The following is a 25,200-nucleotide window of genomic DNA, read 5'->3' as shown; positions in this document are numbered from 1 at the left end:
TATAAAACAAAACTTTCATATATTTTATACGAGAATTTCGTTTTTGTATGCTTTTTAATTAAAACTAGCTTAATTTTGCGTAGAAATCGTTTACTAAACGCTCGATGTCTGCAGCAGTTGGTTGAGCTAATGCTTCATCTGCTAATGCTTTTGCATCTGCATAGTTGATTGAACGAGCCAATTTTTTCACGTGCGGTACAGAAATACCACTCATACTGAACTCATCTAAGCCCATACCAAGCAATAATGCAGTTGCACGTACATCACCCGCTAATTCACCACACATCCCCGTCCATTTACCTTCAGCATGTGAAGCGTCAATCACTTGTTTGATTAAGTTCAACACAGATGGGGTTAATGGGTTGTATAAGTGCGCAATGATTTCGTTACCGCGGTCTACTGCTAAAGTATATTGAGTTAAGTCGTTGGTACCGATACTAAAGAAATCGACTTCCTTCGCAAGGTGACGCGCATTTACTGCAGCTGATGGCGTTTCTACCATCACGCCTAATTGTAAGTTCTCATCAAATGCTTTGCCTTCTGAACGAAGCTGTTCTTTTAAAGTTGCCACGATAGATTTTAATTCGCGGATTTCTTCAACTGAGATAATCATCGGGAACATTACTGCTAATTTACCGAATGCCGAAGCACGTAATACCGCACGTAATTGAGTATCTAAAATTTCGCGACGTGTTAAACCAATACGCACAGCACGCCAGCCCAAGAATGGGTTCATCTCTTTTGGTAAATCTAAGTATGGTAACTCTTTATCACCTCCGATATCCATGGTACGAAGGACAACTTGTTTACCACCCATTGCTTCCACGATCTCTTTATAAGCTTGGAACTGCTCTTCTTCATCTGGTAATTCGCTACGATCCATAAAAAGAAATTCGGTACGGTATAAGCCAACAGACTCCCCACCATTACGTAATACGCCATCCACATCACGGATAGTACCGATATTACCAGCAACTTCAACGCGATGGCCATCTAAAGTTTCTGCTGGTAAATCTTTTAATTTCGCTAATTCTGCTTTTTCTGTAGCAATACGAGCTTGTGTTGTTTTGAATTCATTGATTTGCGCTTCAGACGGGTTGATATGGATTTGGTTATTTTCCGCATCTAAGATTAGTAAATCACCTGTGTTTACGCGAGCTGTGATATCATTTATTCCTACGATTGCAGGCAATTCTAATGAACGAGCCATAATTGAGGTATGAGAGGTACGACCACCAATATCAGTCACAAAACCTAATACTTTTTCAAGGTTTAATTGAGCCGTTTCAGATGGTGTTAAATCGTAAGCCACAAGAATTGCTTCTTCTTGGATATCACCTAAATCTACAATATGCATTCCTAAAATATTGCGTAATAAACGGTTACCAATATCACGCATATCGCCTGCACGCTCTTTTAAATACTCATCATCAATTTCTGAAAGTACTGCAACTTGCTGATCGATTACTTTGCTTGCCGCTACATCTGCTGTTGATAAATTATCGTTAATATAGCCTACGATCTCTTCTTCTAACTCTTCATCTTCTAAAAGCATTAAATGCCCTTCAAAGATCGCCGCTTTCTCTTCGCCTAATGTGCGTAAGGCTTTCTCGTGAATCGCGGTTAATTGTGCTGCGGCTTTTGCACGACCATCAAAGAATTTCGCGACTTCAGCATCAACCTGATCTGAGGTGATCTTGTGAGTGTTAAGAATAATCGGCTCTTCTTTTAAAACTAATGCCTTACCAAAAACAATACCAGGAGAGGCTGAAATACCTGAAATCATAATGTTATCCTTTTAAAAAGTAGTGTAAAAACAATGGCAAGCCGAAACTTGCCATAGGAACAATAAAGGTAGGATTATTCTAAAGTTGGGATTAAATCGACTAAGAAATCCACCGCTTTTTGCTCATCTTCGCCTTCTGCGGTAATCGTAATGTTCGTGCCTTGCGTTAAACCTAAAGTTTGAAGTTTAAATAAGCTTTTGGCACTTGCAGATTTACCGCTTGAAGTGACAGTAATGTCTGAAACGAAACCTTTTGCTGCTTTCACAAATTCAGCTGCTGGGCGAGTGTGTAAACCACTTGGAGCTGTAATAACAACGTCTTTAGAATACGCCATAATATTTTCCTCTCTACGTAAAGAATATAAGTTTTAAACTGCCTGCACTTTACTATAAAATGAATATAAATTCACGATAAAAAATAAAAAAACGTGATAGAGTTCACATTTTTCCGCGAAATTTGTATAGTGATTCAGCTAATTTAACGATTTTTTGACATTTATATTACAAAATAAGGCTAATTTTCAGCCAACAAGCGGTTGAAAAGTGATAGAATTTTGCTGTTTATTTAAAAAGTGTATTTCAATGTTCAATAACCTTACCAAAATCACCGCTTGGCTACTTTACGCAACCATTGTATTGCTTTACGCCTTTAGTTTATGGGCATTGATGGATAACCGCCAAGAAGACACGCTCTTTTCGCTGACAGAAACCTTGCCTATCCTCAAATATAGCCTTCTACAAGCGGTGCTTTCTGCCAGTATTTCTACCATTCTCGGTATATTGCTTGCCAAAGCCTTTTTCTACCTAGAATTTAAAGGCAAAACCTGGCTTTATAAAAGCATTCTTTTTGTTTGGTCACTCCCTTCACTTGTGATTATTTTTGCCGTGATTGGTATTTGGGGCAATTCAGGTTGGATCGCACAAGTAATGAAGTGGATTGGTATTGATTGGCACTCCAATATTTACGGCTTACAAGGCATTCTTATTGCGCACGGTTTACTCAACATTCCGCTTGTAACGAAATATTGTGTGGAAGCACTTGCCCTCATTCCGTCTAGCCAATACCAACTTTCAGCACAACTTAACCTTTCGGGTTGGAATTATTTCCGTATTGTTGAATTTCCTATGTTTAAACGCATTCTGCCCTATGTGTTTCTAACGATTTTTATGATCTGCTTTACTAGTTTCCCTATCGTCTTAATGCTTGGCGGAGGGCCTAAATATAGCACGCTAGAAGTAGCGATTTATCAAGCGGTGAGTTTTGAGTTTGATTTTGCTAAAGCCGTGATGCTGATAATGTTGCAATTAGCGGTCGGCATTGTGCTGCAAGGTTTGCTATTTTTTTTCTCACAACGTGCTTTAAAGCAAAGCAACCAAACCACCAACGTTGAACTGTGGAAGCCACGTTTAGTAGGTAGCCGTAAACTTAGATTACTCAGCATTCTGATTTTGCAAACTTTGTTGATTTTACTACCGCTTATCAGTGTCGTTTGGACGGGTATTTCTGTTTCAGAGTTTTGGCAACGCCTTGCAAAAGCAGAACTTTGGGAAGCGACACTCTTTTCATTACTGATTAGCCTCATTGCGTCCATCACTGCCATTGGGACGACTTACCTTATCGCCCTTGAAGCCCGCCAATTACTTTATCGCAAACAGCGTTTTCTACATGCGATGTTAAGTAGTATTTCCACTTATCCACTGATCTTGCCCGTGTTTTTACTCGCAGTTGGATTATTTTTATTGCTGATGAACATCACACTCTCTACTGCTCAACTGCTCATTTTGGTTGGAGTAATGAACGGTATTATCCTGATTCCGTTTGTTTACCCAGCTATTTTCTCTGCCATGTGGGAAATTTTTAACGCTCAAGATAAACTTGCTCAAAGCCTCGGGCTATCGGGCTTTCAACGTTGGTGGATTGCGGAAAAGTATTACCTCATTCGACCGCTTGCAAATGCTTTTATTCTTGCAATGTCTTCAAGCCTTGGTAGCTTTGCGGTAATTGCTTTTTTCGGCAGCCCAGATTTCAGCACACTTCCATATTTACTCTACCAGCAACTTGGCAGCTACCGCACTGAAGATGCCTCCGTAACCGCCTTGATACTGATGTTATTTGCACTATTGCCGTTTTTGTTTTCAAAAAAAGAATAAAAATATGATAAACCTTAATATCACTTTTAATTACAAACAAATGCCGATGCAGTTCACGCTGTCCGTTCAAAAAGGCGAGCGTGTGGCAATTATTGGCGAAAGCGGGGCAGGCAAAAGCACACTGCTTAACCTCATCGCAGGCTTTGATTTGCCGACAAGCGGTGAAATTTGGCTGAATAATTGCAATCACACTCAAACGGAGGTGGCAAGCCGTCCTGTTTCGATGTTATTCCAAGATAACAACCTTTTTCCGCATTTAACGGTGGAGCAAAATATCGGCTTGGCATTAGTCTCGAGCTTAAAACTGAACGCAGGACAAAAAGCACAAGTGGCGGAGATTGCAAATAAAATGGGGATTGCCGAATTTTTAGCACGTCGAGCCGATCAGCTTTCAGGCGGGCAAAAACAGCGGGTTGCACTGGCTCGCACGCTGCTACGCGATAAACCGATTTTGTTGCTGGACGAACCTTTCTCCGCACTCGATCTCAAACGCCGAGAAGAGCTTCAGCAACTGGTTGCCAAACTTTGCCAAGAGCGGAATTTAACGCTGTTGATGGTCACCCATCAAATCGAAGAGAGCAGGACGTTGTTTGATCGCATCCTCTGTGTAGAAAATGGACGCATTGTAAGCGGTTAAATTTTCCAGATTTCTTGCAAAATTTGTGAACTAAATCACATTTACAACACTTTTTTCTTTTTTAGCTAAACCGTTTTAGTTAGAATAGCCACGTTTTATTTTTCATGAAAAGAGGTCGTTATGAACTTCCCTAAAATTGCGGAACAAACCATCGCAAAATTGGGTGGTAAAGAGAATATTACCACTCTCGCACACTGTGCAACTCGCTTGCGTTTAACGCTTGCCGATGAGTCTAAAGTTGATAAAGAAGCTATCGAAAATATCGAGGGCGTGAAAGGTCAATTTTCTACCAGCGGTCAATACCAAATTATTTTTGGCTCTGGCACGGTAAACAAAGTCCACGCGGAAATGCAAAAACAAATGGGCATTGGCGATATGTCTACTTCCGAAGTAGCTGCAGCAGGCGCGGCAAACCAACCATTATTACAACGTTTGGTGAAAGGTTTAGCAGATATTTTCGTGCCAATCATTCCTGCAATCGTGGCAGGCGGTTTGCTGATGGGTATCCACTCAATGCTAACCTCGGTCGGCTTCTTCTGGGAAGGGCATTCAGTTGTTACCAAATATCCTGAAATATCGGACTTAGTGGATTTCATCAACACCATCGCAAATGCACCATTCGTCTTCTTACCTGTATTACTCGGTTTCTCAGCGACCCGTAAATTTGGCGGTAATCCATTCTTAGGGGCGGCACTTGGTATGCTTTTAGTTCATCCTGCATTAGCTGATGGTTGGAACTATGCGAAAACCTTAATGGAAGGCAACATCAAATATTGGAACGTACTGGGTTTAGAAATCGAAAAAGTGGGCTATCAAGGCACGGTAATCCCAACAATCATTTCAGCTTGGGTATTAGCAACCCTTGAAAAAGGCTTCCGCAAGTTTGTCCCTTCTTACCTAGATAACCTTGTCACCCCGATGTTCTCATTGTTCATCGCGGGTTTCTTGGCATTTACCGTTATCGGTCCATTCGGCCGTGAAGCAGGTAGCTTAATTTCTGCAGGATTGACTTGGTTATACGATAACTTAGGCGTATTCGGTGGGGCAATCTTCGGTACCTTCTACGCACCAATTGTTATCACAGGTATGCACCAAACCTTTATTGCGGTAGAAACCCAATTATTAGCGGACATCGTGCACACTGGCGGTACGTTCATCTTCCCAATCGCGGCAATGTCTAACATCGCACAAGGTGCGGCGTGTTTAGGGGTGGCTTTCACCATGAAAGATGCGAAAGTACGCGGTTTAGCGATTCCATCAGGCGTTTCAGCCTTATTAGGTATCACAGAGCCTGCAATGTTCGGTGTGAACTTACGTTACCGCCACGCATTCATCTCTGCGATGATTGGCTCTGGCTTAGCAAGTGCCTTTATCGCAGCGTTCAACGTGAAAGCGATTGCGTTAGGTGCAGCGGGCTTCTTAGGTGTCGCTTCAATCAAACCAGATAGCCTTGCAATGTACTCAATCGGTATGGTAATTTCATTCGTGGTTGCATTTGGTTTATCTGTGATTTTAGGTAAACGTGTACAAGCGAAAAAAGCTTAATCTTTAAGCAATAATTTCACGCCCTAAGCAAATGTTTGGGGCGTTTTGTTTTATAATAACGGAATGAAAATACAGAAATTAACCCTTGAACGATGTGCTGAATGTGAAACTTTGGTGAAAATTCCACATCGGCTCTATAACCATATTGCAAACTGCCCGAATTGCCATCACACGCTCGAAAAAGGCAATGCGTGGAATTTACACCGCTGTGCCGTTATTGCGCTTGCGGTGCTGATTTTGCTCCCTTTTGCACTCACACTTCCGCTAATGAGTATCGACTTGCTCGGTATGCCTGTGCACGCAACCATTTGGGGCGGTGTTTGGAAAATGGCAGTAGAAGGCTACGCTTACACCGCATTTATGATTTTGCTCTGTTCGGTTGTCGCCCCGATCGCCTTTGTATTGCTGATTTTGACCATCACAGCCCAGCATTTAATCGGACAGCGCCCTCGTTATACGCTGATTTTTCTCGGCAAAATCCAAGAGTGGGTAATGTTTGATGTCTATTTTGTAGCACTTGCCGTAGCCGCATTTAAAATCAAGGACTACGCCAGCATTGAGTTTAGCATCCATCTTTCTGCTTTTGTGCTTGCAACGCTACTCATTACCTTGTTATTTAGTAAAATCAATCTCAAACAAGCGTGGGCGTATTTTTATCCAGAATATCGACCGCTTGCATCGGACTATCCACATCCGCCTTCGCTATGCCCAGTGTGTGATTTTACATTTGATGAGAACATTATCGATTTAAAAGGTCGCCATCGCTGCCCCCGTTGTGAAAGTAATTTAGATGTGCCGGATAAAATCAAATTACAACGTGTTTGGGCAGCACTAATTGCAGGCGCGATTATGATGATTCCTGCCAACCTGCTGCCGATTTCAGCCACAGGGCTTGCTGGCTCGGTGTCTGCCGATACGTTAATGTCGGGCGTGATTACCTTTATGAAAATGGGTAGTTATGCAGTTGCGGCAATTGTCTTTATTGCAAGTATCGCTGTGCCATTTAGCAAAGTGGCGATTTTGTTTTACTTACTGTTAGCTATTCATTACAAATGGAAACATTCCATTCATCTTCAAATGAAATTGCTCCATTACGTTCACTTTGTCGGGCGTTGGTCAATGCTCGACCTGTTTGTATTGGCATTAATGATGTCGCTATTGGAACGAGGAAATATTTTGAGTTTCTCAGTTGGTGATGCCGCTTTCTTCTTCGGCTCAGCCGTTTTTCTGACTATGATTGCATCTAGTAATTTAGATGCCCGAATGTTATGGCGGATTCATTACCAATATGAGAAAGAAAAAGAAGAAACCAAGGCTTAACAAGCGGTCAGGTTTTTCTTATAAAATACAAAAGGCTAAACCAAAATTGAGCTAACCTAAAAAGTTTAGCCTTTTATGATTATCTTGCTTTTCTTGTTGCCAAATCTGCCGCTTGTTTTGTTAAAGCGGTTATTTTTGCCCAATCTTTTGCAACAAGTGCATCATTCGGTAACATCCAAGATCCGCCAACGGTAGCCACGCAATCTAAGGCTAAATAATGAGCGATGTTCTTTTCAGAAATGCCACCTGTCGGACAAAATCTCAGCTGTGGTAACGGTGCTGAAATCGCTTTCAATGCAGCTGCTCCGCCATTGACTTCCGCCGGAAAAAACTTCAGATGATCGTAGCCTAACTCTAGTGCTTTCATCATATCCGATGGCGTTGCCGTTCCAGGAATGAGGGCTATTTTGCCCTTTTCCGCATACGCCAACAGTTTTTCTGTTGCCCCAGGCGAGATGGCAAATTTAGCTCCCACTTCAACCACCGCATCATACTGTTCGGTATTGATAACCGTACCGGCTCCTACAATCGCTTCAGGGAAAGCCTTGCTGATTCGCTTAATCGCTTCTAATGCCGCATCGGTACGAAGCGTAATTTCAAACACACGAATTCCGCCCTCAAGTAATGCTTGAGCCATTGGCACCGCATCTTCAATCTGCTTAATCACCATCACAGGCACAACAGGTGATGCACTAAAAATCTCTTTTGGAGATAAAATCCACGGCATATTGTTTCCCTCCTAACCAAATAGAATGCCACCTTTTTACATAATAATGATTTTAACGCTTATTTTTCGAACAATGAATCATAATATTACAATTTAAATTGAATATGTTACTTAGGCTAGTTACAAGCAACTATTTTTGTGATCTCGCTCGAAAATCTTAACATTTCTGCTTGGCGATCTCGCCCTCCCTTTTTATGCTGTCGCGATTAGAAATGGAGAGATTATGTCTTTAGCAATAGTTTATAGCCGTGCTTCCATTGGCGTGGAAGCCCCTTTAGTCACGATTGAAGTGCATATTAGCAACGGCAACCCGAAAATGACCATCGTCGGCTTACCTGAAACCACTGTGAAAGAAGCAGCAGATCGCGTGCGAAGTGCCTTAATTAACGCCAATTTTTTCTATCCGCCTCAACGCATTACCATCAACCTTGCACCTGCTGATTTACCGAAAGAGGGAGGGCGTTTCGATTTGCCGATTGCCATTGGTATTCTTGCTGCATCAGGGCAGATTGATTCAGACTTACTTAAACGCTTTGAATTTTTAGGTGAGTTAGCTCTGACAGGCTCTTTACGAGGTGTGCAAGGGGCAATTCCCGCAGTGATTTCCGCAGAGAAAGCAAAACGCCAGATGATTTTAGCCAAGCAGAATGCAAATGAAGCTTCGCTTGTTTCAAATGCTAAAACGCATTTTGCCCATTCTTTGTTGCAAGTGGTCAATTTCCTTAACCGCCGAGATACACTCCCTATCGCACAAGAAATTCCGCAAAATAATGAAGAAAATACACCGCTTGTAAAGCGGGATTTGACCGATATTATCGGACAACAACACGCCAAACGCGCTTTAACCATTTCCGCCGCAGGACAGCACAATCTGCTTTTTCTTGGACCACCAGGCACGGGCAAAACGATGCTTGCCAGCCGTTTGGCAGATCTCTTGCCAGAAATGTCGGATGAAGAAGCAATTGAAACGGCATCCATTACAAGCCTTGTCCAAAATGAACTGAATTTTACTAATTGGAAAGATCGCCCATTTCGTGCTCCACACCACAGTGCTTCAATGGTGGCGTTAGTTGGTGGGGGATCAATCCCAAAACCTGGAGAGATTTCACTCGCCCATAATGGCGTTTTATTCTTGGATGAGCTTCCAGAGTTTGAGCGTAAAGTGTTAGATGCGTTACGCCAGCCGTTGGAGTCCGGTGAAATCATTATTTCTCGTGCCAATGCAAAGGTGCAATTTCCCGCTCGTTTTCAGCTGATTGCTGCGATGAATCCAAGCCCGACAGGACATTATCAAGGCACGCATAACCGAACTTCACCACAACAGGTCATCCGTTATTTGAACCGCTTGTCAGGACCATTTTTAGACCGTTTTGATCTCTCCATTGAAGTGCCACTTTTACCACAGGGCGCACTACAAAGTGGTAATGAAAATCGAGGTGAAACTACTGCTCAAGTGCGGGAACGTGTGTTAAAGGCAAGGGAAATCCAGTTCAAACGTGCAGGCAAAATCAATGCTCAGCTCAATACGCGTGAGATCGAGCGAGATTGTGCATTATCCCCACAAGATGCGTTATTTTTAGAAAGTGCTCTAACGAAATTAGGCTTATCGGTGCGGGCTTACCACCGCATTTTAAAAGTTTCCCGAACCATTGCCGATTTAGCAGGCGAAGAGCAGATTAAACAAGTGCATTTAGCGGAGGCCTTAGGGTATCGGGCAATGGATAGATTGTTACAACGGTTGCATGGAGAGGTCGTTTAATACTTAAGACTATACTAGGTAACGACTAAAAAATATGCACCTTAATCAGTTGGCTATTTAGCCAAACCTTTGGGGTGCTATTAACATTTTTTATTCTTTCATCGCTAATATACTTTTATATTATTTTGCTACAACAATTCTTTTTCCATTTGTAAAGGTTACATTTTTTGCACCATTAACCGAAATAATATTTGTATTTTTACTGGTAAAGAATTGTTGTGCTTGTTGTGGCAATTCAACTAGAGGAACATTAACCGTTACTTTTATTGACTGTCCAGCAGGTAAAGATGGCTCAAAATTAATTGGAATATCACGTAAATAAACAGCTTGATTATTTACCTGATAAGAGGAAATCCAATGAACAGATTTAATATCATTTTTTCCTTTATTTTCAATAGAATAAGTTAATGTCACCACAGGTTGATTATTTGGGCTCTGTAAGCCTCGTTCTGTAAAACGAATACCTACACTTTTGTTAAATCTTTCAAGTCGCACATCTTTTTTCTGTGATTCTGCTTGTTTTGTAACGGGCTGTTTTGACGGTGTCGTTTTCTCAACAGCCTGCACTGTATTCGTTGCAATAAATGCAGAAAAACCTAAAAGAGAGATTAATTTAAATAATTTCATAATACATACTCCTAAAACAGAAATTAAAGTTATTTTATACCTAATTTCTTTTCTTGTTTATCATTTTTTATTGCTCAACTGGACACAACTCAAACGTTAAATCTTGGTCAATTACCTTGAAAAGCAAATCAATATTAGGATGCTTGCCTTGATGCAATTTTGCATCTTCCACATGTTCTGCAAACCATTCTAAACCTTGCTGTGCAGCAGTAGCGGTTAATTTTCCATTAAATTTTGCAAAAAGTGCATGGTAAAGTTTTAATGAGCCCAACTTCCCTGCAATAACAGGGATAGTATGAATAACTTCACCCGTGCTATTTTTTACTTCTAAACCTGCTAGATGTTCAATGGTAGGAAAAGTTGCTAAATAATCTTTAAACTGCATAATAGATAACCTCAAAAAACAATAATATTGGCAGATTATATCAGTCTATAAACTAAAACCAAAACGCTAAAACGATTTAGTAAAATATCTTTTCGCAATCGTTTGCAAAGCCGAATATTCCCGATTATTATTAAATCATAAAGCGATTAAAAAAGAGTAAATAAGAAGGAAATTATGGCAAACCAATCTGATGTTGTTTTAATCGGTGCAGGTATTATGAGCGGCACGCTTGGCACGCTGATTAAAGAAATTCTGCCCGAGCAGAGTATCACTATTTTTGAAGCTCAAAACGCTGTGGCAACAGAAAGTTCGAATGAATGGCACAATGCGGGTACAGGGCATGCCGCATTATGTGAACTAAATTACACAGCAGAAAAAGCAGACAGTTCGATTGATATTACAAAAGCCTTGAACATCAACGAAAAATATCAACTTTCGCTTGAAATGTGGTCCTATTTGGTTGCAAAAGGTGATATTGAAAATCCTGCCGAATTTATTCGTAAGCTACCACATATGAGCTTTGTGCAAGGCGAAAAAGACGTGAATTTCTTACGCAAACGTTTTGAGGCTCTTGCTCAACATCCTTTGTTTGAGGGGATGCAATTTACTGATAATCGCGAAACATTAGCGAAATGGATTCCGTTGATGATGCAAAATCGTCAAGGAAATGAACCGCTTGCAGCCACACTCATTGAACACGGAACAGACGTGAACTTCGGCGAATTAACGCGAAAACTGTTCAAAAATCTGCAAAAACAGGGCTGTGAGTTAAAGCTGAGCCATCACGTGCAAGATATTCAGAAAACCGCTGAGGGTTGGACGCTAACCGTAAAAGACGCAAGCGGTCAAATTTTACAACACGCTTGCAAATTCCTCTTTATCGGCTGCGGTGGAGGCACTTTGCCGTTACTGCAAAAAACAGGCATCAAAGAGGGTAAACATATTGGTGGTTTCCCTGTAAGCGGTATTTTTATGGTCTGCCGTAATCCTGAAGTAGTGGAAAAACATTACGCGAAAGTATATGGCAAAGCAAAAATCGGTGCACCACCAATGTCTGTGCCGCATTTAGACACCCGCTTTATTGAAGGAAAAAAATCGCTTTTATTTGGGCCATTCGCGGGTTTTACAATGAAATATCTCAAACAAGGCTCACAACTTGATTTCCCGCTCTCGTTCAAACCAGATAATTTTGCAACGATGATGATTGCAGGAATGAAAAATATTCCACTCACGAATTATCTGATTAAGCAAGCAATGTTGAGCAAAGAGCAACGAATGGCAGATTTACGAGAGTTCTACCCAGAAGCAAAAAGCGAAGATTGGGATGTGATTGTCGCAGGGCAACGGGTGCAGATCATCAAAGATTTACCTAATGAAAGAGGCTCACTCTGCTTTGGAACAGAAGTGATTACCTCCGAAGATAAAAGCGTAGCAGCATTACTTGGTGCATCTCCTGGTGCTTCTACTTCAGTTGATGCCATGTTGAGCGTATTCTCAAAATGCTTTGTGGAAAAACATCCCGAATTACAAGTGAAGTTGAAACAGATTGTACCTTCTTATGGCGAAAAACTTAGGGATAAACCTGAGTTGATTCATGAAATCAGAGAGAAAGCGGCGAAATGGCTTGATGTATAAGTTTAAGTGAGCGGTAGAATTTGTAAAACAATTTGCAAAATCTATCGCTTTTATTTTTTAAATAGAAGTCGATTTAAAACAAATCCACTGTCACCATTCATCCAAAAGATCTATACTGGCTCCAATCATTTCTATTATTTGGAGTTTTTATGTCAGACCGTTCCCCTAACATCACTACCCACGATCCCTTCGGTAGCCTACTCGGTTATGCCCCCGGTGGCGTAGCGATTTATTCGTCGGATTACAACACTGCTGATGAAAAGGAGTTTCCCAATGATGCGGCATTTCGTAGCTATGTCGGGCGGGAATATATGGGCTACAAATGGCAGTGCGTCGAGTTTGCCCGACGTTATTTGTATCTCAATCACGGCATGGTGTTTGCCGATGTGGGAATGGCGTATGAGATTTTCTCGTTACGTTTTCTTCGCCAAGTAGTGAATGATGCCTTGTTGCCGTTGCAGGCGTTCGCCAATGGCTGCAAACGCAAACCGCAAGCGGGCGCACTCTTAATTTGGCAGGAAGGGGGCGAGTTCAAGCACACAGGGCACGTGGCGATTATTACCGATGTGCTGGAAGATCGGGTGCGCATTGTGGAGCAAAATGTGATTCACTCGCGTCTGCCAAGCGGTCAGCAATGGACGCGTGAATTGCCGATGAGCGTTTCCGAACAAGGCTATTTTCTGCACGACACGTTCAATGACACCCAAATTCTCGGCTGGATGATTCAAACCGACAACACTGAATTTGCCGAGCCACAACCTTTCCCAAAATCGACCGCACTTTCTCTTCAAGCTCGCCACATGGAAAATCACGGACAATTTGATGGCAAATGGCTCAATGAAAATGCTCCTTTTGATGCTGCTTATATCAAAGCGATGGGCGGGCACAAAGTGAGTCATTCCGACCAATATCGCTATTTTGCGATGTCTGAAAGTGCCCAACAAGAGCTAATTCACGCCACCAACGAACTGCATTTGATGTATCTGCACGCTACCGATAAAGTGCTGAAAGATGATAATCTGTTGCAATATTTCAACATCCCGAAATTGCTCTGGCCACGTTTACGCCTCTCTTGGCAAAATCGTCGATACCAAACCATCACAGGGCGTTTGGATTTTTGTATGAGCGAACGTGGGCTGAAAGTCTATGAATACAATGCCGATTCCGCTTCTTGCCACGCCGAAGCAGGCGATATTATGAGCCGTTGGGCGAAACAAGCGGTCGGAAACGCGGGAAGATTTGCAGGTGAAAACCCAGCGGACGGCTTGCGCAACGCCTTAGCCGATTGCTGGCAGCACAGCCAAGCCAGTCCACTTGTGCATATTCTGCAAGATCACGATGATGAAGAAGATTACCACGCGATGTTTATGCGTCAAGCCTTGTTGCAAGCAGGGTTCAAGGCGAAAATCATTCACGGCACGGAAGGACTGCATTGGGACAACCGCGGTCAGTTGATTGATGATGAAAACAATTTAGTGCAAACCGTCTGGAAAACGTGGGCGTGGGAAACAATGCTTGAACAGCTCCGCGAAGATGCTAAAGGCATGGAAGTTGCCCCGCCAATTCGCACGGGTTACCCTGAAGATCAAGTTCGGTTAATTGATGTGCTACTTCGCCCAGAAGTGTTGGTGTATGAGCCGCTTTGGACAGCAATTCCGAGCAACAAAGCGATTTTGCCTGTGCTCTGGTCGCTCTTCCCAAATCACCGTTATTTGCTAGAGGCTAGTTTTGAACTCACGCCGAACCTAATTCAAAACGGCTACGCCCAAAAACCGATTGCAGGCCGCCGTGGCGATAATGTAACTCTCATCGGTGAAAACAACGCCACACTCGACACGACAAGCGGTCAATTCGGTAAACAGGAAAATATCTACCAACAACTCTGGTGCTTGCCAAAAGTGGAAGATCAATATCTGCAAATCTGTACCTTCACCGTCGGTGGCCACTACGGCGGCACTTGCTTACGTTCCGATACAAGCCGCGTGATTATGGGCAATAGCGATATGCAGCCGTTAAGAGTGGTGAAGGATAGGGAGTTTTTTGAAAAATAGGAAAGAGAAGAGCGGTAAGATTTGATGAGAATTTTACCGCTTAATTGTTTATCCCGTTGAAATAATGTTTTTCAAAACAGGATTTTTATCATTATAAATCCTAGATCTTCGCTTCTTACCCTTTTAACTGAGGTAACCACGCTTATGTGCCACTCATCGTAAAGTTTCAAAGTAAGTCTGGGAAACTATAATGATCTGAGCATTCTGGATCGACTGCACGTTGAATACCGTCTTCGTCACCGTTTTGCCTAACGCAATAAATTCCAACCAGCCTTTATTGAATATTGGCTACCGCTTTATTTCATCAAACTGCATTGAACCATTGGTACTGAACATTGATAGTCAAGATACGGCAATGAACATCAACACACTTTTACTGTGCAATGATCCCAAAATAATCGCAGACTCCCCCCGCCAAGGCTTAAGCATCGAGCGAATTTTCGAGCTAAATATGCAAGCATTTGAAGACAAAGACGATTTCGTCCCGATTCTGCAAAAACATGGACGACAATATCCGCCCATTTCTTTGTATTATTTACAACATAGCCCAAAAGCACGAAAAGCACAGGTGGTGATTGAGTTTTTGTGGGAGAAGACAGGCAAATAATCGTGCCTATGGCTAGCTAAAGTGAGGAAATATGGCTATAATTGCACGCTTTTTAGGCATAGGGGATGAGCATAGAACAACCGAAGTTCGTTTTCTTATTTCTCACTTTACTTCTTATCTCACATTACTTCTGAGAGGACAAAAAATTGAAAAAATTTTTCGCAAAATTAGCTATAACAGCAATGGCGTTTTCTTCTGTGATGGCGAATGCCGCAGAAAAACTTTATGTGTATAACTGGACGGAATACGTGCCATCTTCATTATTGGAACAATTCACCAAAGAGACAGGCATTGAAGTAATTTATTCCACTTTTGAAAGTAATGAGGAGATGTATTCCAAATTAAAACTTTCAAATTCAACAGGTTATGACATCGTTTTCCCATCAAGCTACTATGTGGGCAAAATGGCGAAAGAAGGAATGTTGGCAGAATTAGATAAATCTAAGCTAACCAATTTAAAAAATATTACCCCTGATTTAATGGGTAAGCCATTTGATCCAGAGAATAAATACTCTCTTCCTTATGTTTATGGCTTAACAGGGATTGGTGTGAATGCTGCAGATATTGATCCGAAAACAATCAGCAGCTGGGGCGATTTATGGCGTGATGAATACAAAGGCAAGTTGTTACTAATGAACGATCCGCGTGAAGTGTTCCATATAGCATTGTTGTTAGACGGCAAATCACCAAACACTGGAAATGAAGAAGAAATCAAGGCGGCTTATGAGCGTTTAAAAACGATCGTGCCGAATGTGTTAGTGTTCAATTCAGACTCGCCTGAAATGCCTTATTTACAAGGCGAAGTAGCGGTAGGTATGCAGTGGTCTGGTTCTGCTCACCGTGCGAAAAGTGAAAATCCAGACTTGCAATTTATCTTCCCGAAAGAAGGTGCCGTGCTTTGGATGGATAACTATGTGATTCCAAAAGGTGCAGCAAATAAAGAAGCGGCACATAAATTTATCGACTTCTTACTTCGCCCAGAAAGTGCGAAAGAAGTAATTGAAACAATGGGCTTCTCTATGCCAAATGAAGGTGTTAAAGCATTGCTTTCTCCAGAGTTAGCAAGTGATCCGTTAATTTTCCCACCAAGTGAGGAGATTAACAAAGGCGTTTTACAAGCGGATGTAGGTCCAGCTGTAGAAATCTACGAAAAATACTGGAACTTGCTAAAAACAGGCGGAAAATAACCGCTTGTTAAATAATAAAGCATGTAGCTGTAGGGGCATGTTGAACTCGTCTCGACATTAAACACTATGGTTGCAAACCATTATTTTTGTGGCACAAATAATTGTGCCGTTTTTCCCGACATTGGCACAGGTGGAAACTTGAGCCAATGTTTTTTACTCGACATAATAGAGGTCTTTCATGTCAAATCAACACTCTTTAACGGCAAACCCAGCACCACTTGGTTTATGCGGTTTTGCATTAACAACTTGGTTATTAAGCCTTATCAATAACGGCACTTTCGGCGGCGAAAATGTTGGCTTAGTACTGGCAATGGGCTTTGCATTTGGTGGCTTAGCACAAATGTTGGCGGGTCTTTTTGAATTCTCAAAAGGCAACACATTTGGTTTTACCGCATTTACTAGCTATGGTGCATTCTGGATTTCATTTGCATTATTCAAAGTATTCTTCTCTGAAGGCGTGAGCCACGATTTCGTGGGTTGGTACTTAATCGCATGGGGAACATTCACACTGATGATGTTTATCGGCACACTCGCTAAAGCACGTGCATTACAAGCGATTTTTGCAGCATTAACTATCACATTCTACTTATTAGCAGCTGGTGATTTCACGCACAACACTACATTAACCAACATTGGTGGTAACTTCGGTTTATTAACTGCGTTATTGGCGTTCTACTTAGCTGCAGCAGACATCATCAACGACAGCTTTGGTCGTGAAGTATTACCAGTAGGCAATCCGAAAAAATAATGCCTAAAATGAACGAAAGGCTAGTTGCAAAACTAGCCTTTTTTCATCAACAAGCGGTGGGAATTTCAGGATTTTTTACGGATTTTCTGGTAGAATCTTTTGCTTAATAAATTTGGTGATTTTGGGATTTAAACAATAACGAATTTATCTCACGGCAGTAATGTAGCGGTTCAAACACCTAAAATTTCCCAAATTTAAGACCGTTAGATTTTGGCTGTGGTTTCTATTTGACCTCAAATTAACCCAAGCAGCTCGGCAGATAAAATTCTAAATCAATGGGAAGAATTAGGATTAACGCAGTTTATTTACGATATGTATGAGATTTATCATATTGAGCGATTGCAGAATGCGTTTGAGGATATTGATAAATTTATTGAAGAAAAAACAACTGCTTTTTAAGGAAAACTATGCAATCCAACGACATCACCTTCTACCAACGCTTCGAAACCGATATTCTCGCCGGGCGTAAAACTATCACGATTCGAGATAAATCGGAAAGCCATTTTAAAGCAGGCGATATCTTACGTGTTGGGCGGTTTGAAGATAATCAATATTTCTGCACCATTGAAGTGTTAAGTGTGTCACCGATTACCATTGATGAACTGGCGGAACAACATGCCAAGCAGGAGAATATGAGGTTGGATGAGTTGAAAGAAGTGATTAAAACAATTTATCCCAATGAAAGTGAGTTTTGGGTGATTGAAATTAGGTTAGTAAACTAAAATAAGTAACGATGAGATTATAATGTATAAATTTGCTATTTTTTTAAGAAAGGATGCACAACCGAATTTTTTAGAAACATTATTTTATCTACATTGAACAATAGTTATTTTGATAAATATGTCTTATGTAGTGCATTTTTTCAGGAAAATAAATTTAGTACTAGTTTAGAGATAATAAGTGCACTTAATTCTACTCGAACAGTTAACATAGATATATATGGTTTATATAGAGGAACATGGAATAAACAATTTAACCAGTTCTGTGGTAATCTGAAAAACTATTATCAGAACTCCAGTTGTTCAACTAATTTTTATAAATTTAAGCCAAATTCCCATGCAAAAATTTTTATAGCAAAAAAACAAGGTCTTCCTTTAATTTCAATAATTGGTAGTAGTAATTTAAGTGCTGGAGCATTTGCAGATAGAACGAGTAAAGATAAATGGAATCAAGAGTGCGATATTGTAATTTGGGACGATAGTGATCCCTCAAGTAAAGGAATCATACAAGATATACTGGAAAATGTCCCAGAACAATTAAAAAGTTTTATTTATATAGCTAATTATGAGCAAACTTATATCTCATCAGATATATCTTGTTTAGATAAGATTAATAGATTAGAAGAGTTAATGAAAAATAATTCTGTTACATATTCTGTATAATTAGTGCGAATATATAGCAATATGAATTTTATAGAAAGAGAGCAACAATGACACAAAAATTTGAAATGGCAGACCGTTTTAATCCGTCTGCGGTAGAACAAGCCCTTTATCAACATTGGGAAGAGAGCGGTTATTTTAAACCGTCTGAAAATGAAAATGCGCCGAGCTATTGTATTGCGATTCCGCCGCCGAACGTAACAGGCTCCCTACACATGGGGCATGCTTTCCAACAAACCCTAATGGATACCTTAATCCGTTTTAACCGTATGGAAGGGCATAACACCTTATGGCAAGCGGGGACAGACCATGCCGGTATCGCAACCCAAATGGTGGTGGAGAGAAAAATTGCGGCAGAAGAAGGTAAAACCCGCCATGATTATGGTCGTGAAGAATTTATCAATAAAATTTGGGATTGGAAAGCCTATTCAGGCGGCACAATCAGCCAACAAATGCGCCGCTTAGGTAACTCAATCGACTGGGAACGTGAGCGTTTCACGATGGACGATGGTTTATCTAATGCAGTAAAAGAAGTGTTTGTTCGCTTGCACGAAGAAGGTTTGATTTACCGTGGCAAACGCTTGGTAAACTGGGATCCAAAACTCCACACCGCGATTTCTGATTTAGAAGTAGAAAACAAAGAGAGCAAAGGCTCCCTTTGGTATTTCCGTTATCCGTTAGCTAACGGTGCAAAAACGGCAGATGGTACAGATTATCTAGTCGTCGCAACCACGCGTCCAGAAACAATGTTGGGCGATACAGCGGTGGCGGTCCATCCAGAAGATGAGCGTTACCAATCTTTGATCGGTAAAACAGTCGTTCTACCGTTAGCAAACCGTGAAATTCCGATTATTGCCGATGAATACGTCGATCGTGAATTCGGTACAGGCGTGGTAAAAATTACCCCTGCGCATGACTTCAACGACTATGAAGTGGGTAAACGTCACAGCTTGCCGATGGTCAACGTATTAACCTTAAATGCGGATATTCGTGATGAAGCGGAGATTATCGGTACTGACGGCAAACCACTTGCTGGTTATGAAGCAACAATTCCTGCGGATTACCGTGGCTTAGAGCGTTTCATTGCACGTAAGAAAATCGTGACAGATTTTGAAGCACTGGGTTTATTAGACGAAATCAAACCACACGATTTGAAAGTGCCTTATGGTGACCGTGGTGGTGTGCCAATCGAGCCGATGCTAACCGACCAATGGTATGTGAGCGTGAAACCGCTTGCCGATGTGGCGATTAAAGCGGTGGAAGATGGCGAAATCCAATTCGTGCCGAAACAATACGAAAACCTTTACTTCTCTTGGATGCGTGATATTCAAGATTGGTGTATCTCTCGCCAACTTTGGTGGGGACACCGTATTCCAGCGTGGTATGACGCGGAAGGCAACGTTTATGTTGCGCGTAACGAAGAAGAAGTGCGGTCAAAATATAACTTAGATTCTGCGGTTGAACTCAAGCAAGATGAAGACGTGTTAGACACATGGTTCTCATCAGGCTTATGGACGTTCTCTACCTTAGGTTGGCCAGAGCAAACCAAAGAACTCAAAATGTTCCACCCAACGGATGTGTTAATCACAGGTTTTGATATCATCTTCTTCTGGGTTGCACGTATGATTATGTTTACGATGCACTTTGTGAAAGATGAAAATGGCAAACCACAAGTGCCATTCAAGACGGTGTATGTAACAGGCTTGATCCGTGATGAAAACGGACAAAAAATGTCGAAATCGAAAGGTAACGTACTTGATCCAATCGACATGATTGACGGTATCAGCCTTGAAGATTTACTTGAAAAACGCACTGGCAACATGATGCAGCCGCAATTAGCAGAAAAAATTGCTAAAGCAACGTGCAAAGAATTCGCTGAAGGTATTGCAGCTCACGGTACAGATGCATTACGTTTCACATTAGCCGCATTGGCTTCAAACGGTCGCGATATCAACTGGGATATGAAACGCCTAGAAGGTTACCGTAACTTCTGTAACAAATTGTGGAATGCAAGCCGTTTCGTTCTTACGAATGACAAATTAGATTTAAGCGAAGGCGAGATCGAATTTTCATTAGCGGATCGTTGGATTCAATCAGAATTCAATCGTACCGTGGCAACTTTCCGTAACTCATTAAGCCAATATCGTTTCGATCTTTGTGCCAATGCAATTTATGAATTTACCTGGAACCAATTCTGTGACTGGTATTTAGAATTGACTAAACCAGTATTTGCAAACGGTAATGCAGCACAAATCCGTGCGGCAAGCCAAACCTTAGTTCACGTGTTAGAAAAATTATTACGTTTAGCACATCCGCTCATTCCATTTATTACCGAAGAAATTTGGCAAAAAGTGAAAGGATTTGTGGACATTACTGCTGACAGCATTATGTTGCAACCTTTCCCACAAGTGGAAGAGAACGGCTTTGATCCAGAAGCAGAAGCTGAAATTGAGTGGTTAAAAGAAGTAATTGTTGCGGTACGTAATATTCGTGCAGAAAGCAACATCGCACCAAGCAAAGGCTTAGATCTGTTATTCCGTAATTTAAGCGCAGAAAATGCAAAAATTCTCGAAAAACAGACCGCTCTTTTAAAAGCCATGGCGAAATTAGATAATGTTCAAGTGTTAGCGGCAAACGAAGCAGCACCACTTGCGGTAGCGAAATTAGTTGGCAATGCTGAATTGCTAGTACCAATGGCGGGCTTTATCAATAAAGAAGCAGAGCTTGCCCGTTTAACTAAAGAGATTGAAAAATATCAGAACGAAGTTAAACGTATCGAGAACAAACTCAGCAACGAAGCTTTCGTAGCTAAAGCACCTGAAACGGTGATTGCAAAAGAACGCGAAAAACAAGCGGAATACCAATCTGGATTAGAAAAAATCCAAGAGCAGTATAAGGCGATTGAGGCGTTGTAATGAAATAATAAAAGTCAGTGGATCGTTTGATTTACTGACTTTTTTCTTTCTTCCTCTTTATGCTAACAGGCTGTTCCATTAATGGTGGAATATCAATGTTTGAAACTCCAAATTTTCAAGAAGGAGGCGTGCTTCTTTTACCTGTTACCGATCGCGCTCTTTTTACCGCTACAGGTGTTGCCTTCACTGTAGTGGATTCTAATGGTGTAGAACGCAATTTAAGGGTGAATGATTGGGGCGAGAAGATTGAGGGAGGAAAAGTACGTGGAGAAAAATTCTTTAGAGGATTCACATTGCCAGAAGGAAACTATAAATTTACTTCTTGGAGATTAATTAGAACAGAAGGTGGTGATGCTAAAGAACCAACAGAGCCACTTACTTTTAAAATTAATAAAGGTGAAGTGCTTTATGTGGGTAACTTTAATGCAATACGTTTTCTAGGAAATGGTCAATTTCGTGACAATTTTGCTGAAGATAGTGAGAAATTCCGCTCACATTATTCTTGGTTAGCTAGTAGAGAGATAAAAAAAGAACTTGTTAAGTCTTCTTGGTGGTCTTTACCTTATGGAAAAGATCCTAAGGATTTAATGAAGAATTCAAAATAATATAAGCGGATTTAGCTTCATCAATCTCTCATAATGTCTGAACTATTTTGTCCTATATGCCGTTCTATAGCTAGATACAACATGGCATAAGGCATAATAGGGGCATAGCAGACCTACAAAAAACCCAGCCTAAGCTGGGTTTTTCTATAATCTTTTAGATTATTCAGCAACTACGTTTACAGTAACTACTGCGTTCACTTCTGGGTGTAAGTGAACTTTAACTTGATGTTCGCCAGTTGCACGAAGCGGACCTTCGCCTAAACGAACTTCAGATTTAGCTACTTCAACACCTGCAGCTGTTAATGCTTCAGCGATGTCTCTTGCAGAGATTGAGCCGAATAAACGACCATCATCACCTGCTGTTGCAGCGATAGCAACTGCTGCGATTTCAGCGATTTGAGCTGCACGAGCTTGTGCTGCTGCTAATGCTTCAGCTGCTTTTGCTTCTAATTCTGCACGACGAGCTTCGAAGTGAGCAATGTTTGCTGCTGTTGCCATAACTGCTTTACCTTGTGGGATTAAGTAGTTACGTGCAAAGCCTGATTTAACTTCAACTTGTGTGCCAACACCACCAAGGTGAGCAACTTTGTCTAATAAAATAACTTGCATTGTACTCGCTCCTTAATTACTGATGGTTGTCAGTGTATGGAAGTAACGCTAAGTAGCGTGCACGTTTAATTGCACGAGCTAATTGACGTTGATACTTCGCACGAGTACCAGTGATACGGCTAGGAACAATCTTGCCGTTTTCAGAAATGTAGTTCTTTAATGTAGCGATATCTTTGTAATCGATTTCAACAACATTTTCCGCTGTGAAACGGCAGAACTTACGACGACGGAAATAACGTGCCATTTGGCTTCTCCTGATCTATAAATTCAATATGTTCGGTATGTAAAACTAATTGGCTGTTGCCGTTGTAGTCTTTGTGTGTATTAAGAAATCCTTGTACACAGACTTTACTACCGAGCTTAATTTGTTGGGTTATTAAACTAAATTGATTACCGTTTAAAACCACTTGGATTTTGCACCAAGCTTGGCGTTCTAAATTCACTTCTGTTTGCGTCGAACGATGTTCTAACCAAAATCGGTAATTTGGAATGCCTAAAGGGCTCTGTTTTTGTTTGACTAAACTGACGACTTCACCCGTTAAACTTAAACGATTTTCAATCGGCAAAATTATTCGCCTGCTTCTACTTCAGCTGCTACTTCAACCGCTTTGCTTTCTTTTGCTTTAGCCATTGGTGAAGCTTCAGTTACTGCAGCTTTAGTGTGAACGATTAAGTTGCGAAGAACTGCATCGTTGTAACGGAAGTTAGTTTCTAACTCATCGATTACACTTTGTGGTGCTTCTACATTCATTAACACGTAGTGTGCTTTGTGAAGTTTGTTGATTGGGTATGCTAATTGACGACGACCCCAATCTTCTAAGCGATGAATTTGACCGCCAGCTTCTTTGATAGATGCTGTGTAACGCTCAATCATTGCTGGTACTTGTTCGCTTTGGTCCGGGTGAACCATAAAAACGATTTCGTAGTGACGCATTGACTATCCTTACGGGTTAGCAGCCTCCAACTTTAGCCAGTCACCAACTTGTGGAAGCAAGGATTAAAAACAAATGTGACTGAACGAGCTAATTATACAGGTTTAAACCGCTCGATCAAGCAAAAGCATAAAATTCAAGCGGTAAAATTTAAAAAAAGATTTGCAAATTTTATTGCTAGGCGTTTTTTGAAAAATAGCGTAAACTTACGCAATCGTTTGCTTTATTTAATTTTAAGGATTTTAAATGAATATTCTCATTATTGGTAACGGTGGTCGTGAACACGCTTTAGCTTGGAAAGTACGTCAATCGCCTTTGGCGGACAAAGTCTTTGTTGCACCAGGTAATGCGGGCACGGCATTAGAAGAAGGCATTGAAAATGTCGCTATTTCTGGCACAGATTTGACCGCCTTGGTGCAATTTGCCCAAGAAAACCAAATCGGCTTAGCCATCGTCGGGCCTGAAGCACCGCTCGTGGCAGGTGTAGTAGATGCTTTCCGTGCAAATGGCTTAAAAATCTTCGGCCCAACGCAAACCGCTGCCCAATTAGAGGGTTCAAAATCCTTTGCTAAAGATTTCTTGGCTCGCCACAACATTCCAACCGCAGAATACCAAAACTTCACTGAGGTTGAACCTGCACTGGCTTACTTGCACGAAAAAGGCGTGCCTATTGTGATTAAAGCAGATGGCTTGGCAGCAGGCAAAGGCGTAATTGTTGCAATGACGATGCAAGAAGCCGAAGAAGCAGTAAAAGATATGCTTTCTGGCAACGCTTTTGGCGATGCAGGGAGTCGTGTGGTTATCGAAGAATTTTTAGATGGTGAAGAAGCAAGCTTTATCGTGATGGTAGACGGTAAAAACGTCGAACCAATGGCGACCAGCCAAGACCATAAACGTGTTGGAGAGGGTGATAAAGGCTTGAATACAGGCGGAATGGGGGCATACTCTCCAGCGCCAGTAGTAACGCCAGAAATCCACCAACGTGTGATGGAACAAATTATCTATCCAACCGTTCGTGGCATGGCGGAAGAAAACAATGTTTACACAGGTTTCCTTTATGCCGGTTTAATGATTATGCCAAACGGTCAGCCAAAAGTAATCGAATTTAACTGTCGTTTTGGCGATCCTGAAACCCAGCCAATTATGATGCGTTTAGAGTCTGACTTAGTTGAGCTCTGCTTAAAAGCCTGCGACGGAGAATTAGATCAAATTCAATCAAAATGGCGTGAACAAGCCGCACTTGGCATTGTTCTGGCAGCAGAAGGCTATCCGAATGATTACCACAAAGGCGATGAAATTTCAGGTATTCCAGCAGAAACCACAACACAAAAAGTTTTCCTCGCAGGCGTTGAAAAACAAGGTGAAAAATTGCTGACCAATGGTGGTCGCGTGCTTTGTGCAACTGCATTAGGTAATTCGGTGTATGAAGCACAACAATCGGCGTTGCAACTAGCTGAACAAATCCAATGGCAAGGGTGTTTTTATCGCCGTGATATTGGCTACCGAGCAGTGGCTCGCGAACAAGCGGTTTAATTCTCCCAATATTTTGCAAAAGCGGAAACAAATTTCACCGCTTGCCTAAATTTAGACGGTTC

At 41.4% G+C, this 25,200-nt stretch carries 25 protein-coding genes; 16 read left to right on the top strand and 9 right to left on the bottom strand.

Annotation, left to right across the window (positions count from 1 at the left end; translation table 11 throughout):
* Positions 1–64: 64 nt before the first annotated feature.
* Together ptsI and B0184_RS05010 are read right to left on the bottom strand one after the other, a co-directional pair.
* On the bottom strand, positions 65–1,786 hold the full coding sequence (gene ptsI / locus B0184_RS05015) for a phosphoenolpyruvate-protein phosphotransferase PtsI (protein WP_005707746.1): 1,722 nt from the start codon (positions 1,784–1,786) through the stop codon (positions 65–67).
* A gap of 74 nt (positions 1,787–1,860) precedes the next feature.
* Positions 1,861–2,121, bottom strand: a complete 261-nt coding sequence (locus B0184_RS05010) for an HPr family phosphocarrier protein (RefSeq protein WP_005707572.1) — start codon at positions 2,119–2,121, stop codon at positions 1,861–1,863.
* Positions 2,122–2,368: 247 nt separating this feature from the next.
* Between B0184_RS05010 and thiP the strand changes: the two genes are divergently transcribed.
* The 4 genes from thiP to B0184_RS04990 all read left to right on the top strand — a co-directional run bounded on the left by thiP (position 2,369) and on the right by B0184_RS04990 (position 7,439).
* Entirely contained in the window at positions 2,369–3,937 is a 1,569-nt protein-coding gene (gene thiP / locus B0184_RS05005) for a thiamine/thiamine pyrophosphate ABC transporter permease ThiP (RefSeq protein WP_005707722.1), read from the top strand.
* Between the two features lie 4 nt (positions 3,938–3,941).
* Positions 3,942–4,574, top strand: coding sequence for a thiamine ABC transporter ATP-binding protein (gene thiQ, locus B0184_RS05000; protein WP_005707754.1), 633 nt, complete (start codon positions 3,942–3,944; stop codon positions 4,572–4,574).
* Between the two features lie 120 nt (positions 4,575–4,694).
* A complete protein-coding gene (locus B0184_RS04995) occupies positions 4,695–6,119 on the top strand; it encodes a sucrose-specific PTS transporter subunit IIBC (RefSeq protein ID WP_005707689.1) in 1,425 nt (474 codons plus the stop codon).
* 63 nt (positions 6,120–6,182) lie between these two features.
* Entirely contained in the window at positions 6,183–7,439 is a 1,257-nt protein-coding gene (locus B0184_RS04990) for a paraquat-inducible protein A (protein ID WP_005707675.1), read from the top strand.
* A 79-nt stretch (positions 7,440–7,518) separates the two neighbouring features.
* Here the strand turns inward: B0184_RS04990 and B0184_RS04985 are convergent, their stop codons facing one another.
* Positions 7,519–8,166: a bifunctional 4-hydroxy-2-oxoglutarate aldolase/2-dehydro-3-deoxy-phosphogluconate aldolase gene (locus tag B0184_RS04985; RefSeq protein WP_005707739.1), complete on the bottom strand. Its 648-nt coding sequence runs from the start codon at positions 8,164–8,166 to the stop codon at positions 7,519–7,521.
* Positions 8,167–8,389: 223 nt separating this feature from the next.
* Here B0184_RS04985 and B0184_RS04980 point away from each other — a divergent pair, with 223 nt between their 5' ends.
* Positions 8,390–9,925 (top strand): YifB family Mg chelatase-like AAA ATPase, encoded by a 1,536-nt coding sequence (locus B0184_RS04980; RefSeq protein WP_005707723.1) that lies wholly within the window; start codon positions 8,390–8,392, stop codon positions 9,923–9,925.
* A 120-nt stretch (positions 9,926–10,045) separates the two neighbouring features.
* Here the strand turns inward: B0184_RS04980 and B0184_RS04975 are convergent, their stop codons facing one another.
* Positions 10,046–10,552 (bottom strand): hypothetical protein, encoded by a 507-nt coding sequence (locus B0184_RS04975; RefSeq protein ID WP_005707673.1) that lies wholly within the window; start codon positions 10,550–10,552, stop codon positions 10,046–10,048.
* 67 nt (positions 10,553–10,619) lie between these two features.
* A complete protein-coding gene (locus B0184_RS04970) occupies positions 10,620–10,937 on the bottom strand; it encodes a DUF2322 family protein (RefSeq protein WP_005707710.1) in 318 nt (105 codons plus the stop codon).
* Positions 10,938–11,111: 174 nt separating this feature from the next.
* Between B0184_RS04970 and mqo the strand changes: the two genes are divergently transcribed.
* The 10 genes from mqo to B0184_RS04920 all read left to right on the top strand — a co-directional run bounded on the left by mqo (position 11,112) and on the right by B0184_RS04920 (position 22,064).
* Entirely contained in the window at positions 11,112–12,572 is a 1,461-nt protein-coding gene (mqo, locus tag B0184_RS04965; protein ID WP_005707671.1) for a malate dehydrogenase (quinone), read from the top strand.
* Positions 12,573–12,721: 149 nt separating this feature from the next.
* Positions 12,722–14,623: a bifunctional glutathionylspermidine amidase/synthase gene (gene gss / locus B0184_RS04960; protein ID WP_005707714.1), complete on the top strand. Its 1,902-nt coding sequence runs from the start codon at positions 12,722–12,724 to the stop codon at positions 14,621–14,623.
* A 220-nt stretch (positions 14,624–14,843) separates the two neighbouring features.
* Positions 14,844–15,230 carry a type 2 periplasmic-binding domain-containing protein gene (locus tag B0184_RS10415; RefSeq protein WP_115264949.1) on the top strand — a complete coding sequence of 129 codons (387 nt, stop codon included), beginning with the start codon at positions 14,844–14,846 and terminating at the stop codon, positions 15,228–15,230.
* A gap of 146 nt (positions 15,231–15,376) precedes the next feature.
* Positions 15,377–16,417, top strand: coding sequence for an extracellular solute-binding protein (locus tag B0184_RS04950; protein ID WP_005707699.1), 1,041 nt, complete (start codon positions 15,377–15,379; stop codon positions 16,415–16,417).
* A 178-nt stretch (positions 16,418–16,595) separates the two neighbouring features.
* Positions 16,596–17,165, top strand: coding sequence for an acetate uptake transporter (locus tag B0184_RS04945; RefSeq protein ID WP_005707679.1), 570 nt, complete (start codon positions 16,596–16,598; stop codon positions 17,163–17,165).
* 237 nt (positions 17,166–17,402) lie between these two features.
* The gene (locus tag B0184_RS10860; protein ID WP_078177621.1) at positions 17,403–17,564 is read left to right on the top strand and encodes a DUF3791 domain-containing protein; all 162 of its coding nucleotides are present in this window, start codon (positions 17,403–17,405) and stop codon (positions 17,562–17,564) included.
* Positions 17,565–17,572: 8 nt separating this feature from the next.
* A complete protein-coding gene (yqfB, locus tag B0184_RS04935; protein ID WP_005707676.1) occupies positions 17,573–17,887 on the top strand; it encodes a N(4)-acetylcytidine aminohydrolase in 315 nt (104 codons plus the stop codon).
* A gap of 93 nt (positions 17,888–17,980) precedes the next feature.
* Positions 17,981–18,547, top strand: coding sequence for a restriction endonuclease PLD domain-containing protein (locus B0184_RS04930; RefSeq protein ID WP_005707761.1), 567 nt, complete (start codon positions 17,981–17,983; stop codon positions 18,545–18,547).
* A gap of 47 nt (positions 18,548–18,594) precedes the next feature.
* A complete protein-coding gene (gene valS, locus B0184_RS04925; protein ID WP_005707701.1) occupies positions 18,595–21,459 on the top strand; it encodes a valine--tRNA ligase in 2,865 nt (954 codons plus the stop codon).
* 95 nt (positions 21,460–21,554) lie between these two features.
* Positions 21,555–22,064, top strand: a complete 510-nt coding sequence (locus tag B0184_RS04920) for a hypothetical protein (RefSeq protein WP_005707747.1) — start codon at positions 21,555–21,557, stop codon at positions 22,062–22,064.
* 159 nt (positions 22,065–22,223) lie between these two features.
* Here B0184_RS04920 and rplI read toward each other — a convergent pair whose 3' ends face one another.
* From rplI to rpsF, 4 genes are read right to left on the bottom strand one after another with little or no spacing between them, the layout of a single operon-like run.
* Positions 22,224–22,673, bottom strand: a complete 450-nt coding sequence (gene rplI, locus B0184_RS04915) for a 50S ribosomal protein L9 (protein ID WP_005707677.1) — start codon at positions 22,671–22,673, stop codon at positions 22,224–22,226.
* A 16-nt stretch (positions 22,674–22,689) separates the two neighbouring features.
* On the bottom strand, positions 22,690–22,917 hold the full coding sequence (gene rpsR, locus B0184_RS04910; protein WP_005705387.1) for a 30S ribosomal protein S18: 228 nt from the start codon (positions 22,915–22,917) through the stop codon (positions 22,690–22,692).
* Entirely contained in the window at positions 22,892–23,239 is a 348-nt protein-coding gene (gene priB / locus B0184_RS04905) for a primosomal replication protein N (protein WP_005707759.1), read from the bottom strand. The genes rpsR and priB overlap by 26 nt, the downstream gene beginning before the upstream one ends.
* A gap of 2 nt (positions 23,240–23,241) precedes the next feature.
* The gene (gene rpsF, locus B0184_RS04900; RefSeq protein ID WP_005707709.1) at positions 23,242–23,607 is read right to left on the bottom strand and encodes a 30S ribosomal protein S6; all 366 of its coding nucleotides are present in this window, start codon (positions 23,605–23,607) and stop codon (positions 23,242–23,244) included.
* A 244-nt stretch (positions 23,608–23,851) separates the two neighbouring features.
* Between rpsF and purD the strand changes: the two genes are divergently transcribed.
* Entirely contained in the window at positions 23,852–25,138 is a 1,287-nt protein-coding gene (gene purD, locus B0184_RS04890) for a phosphoribosylamine--glycine ligase (protein ID WP_005707716.1), read from the top strand.
* Positions 25,139–25,200 lie beyond the last annotated feature (62 nt).

The organism is Haemophilus paraphrohaemolyticus, from assembly GCF_002015045.1.
Classification (GTDB): domain Bacteria; phylum Pseudomonadota; class Gammaproteobacteria; order Enterobacterales; family Pasteurellaceae; genus Haemophilus_A; species Haemophilus_A paraphrohaemolyticus.
The sequence above is the reverse complement of the archived record's forward strand: the minus strand, read 5'-3'. Positions and strand labels throughout refer to the sequence as shown.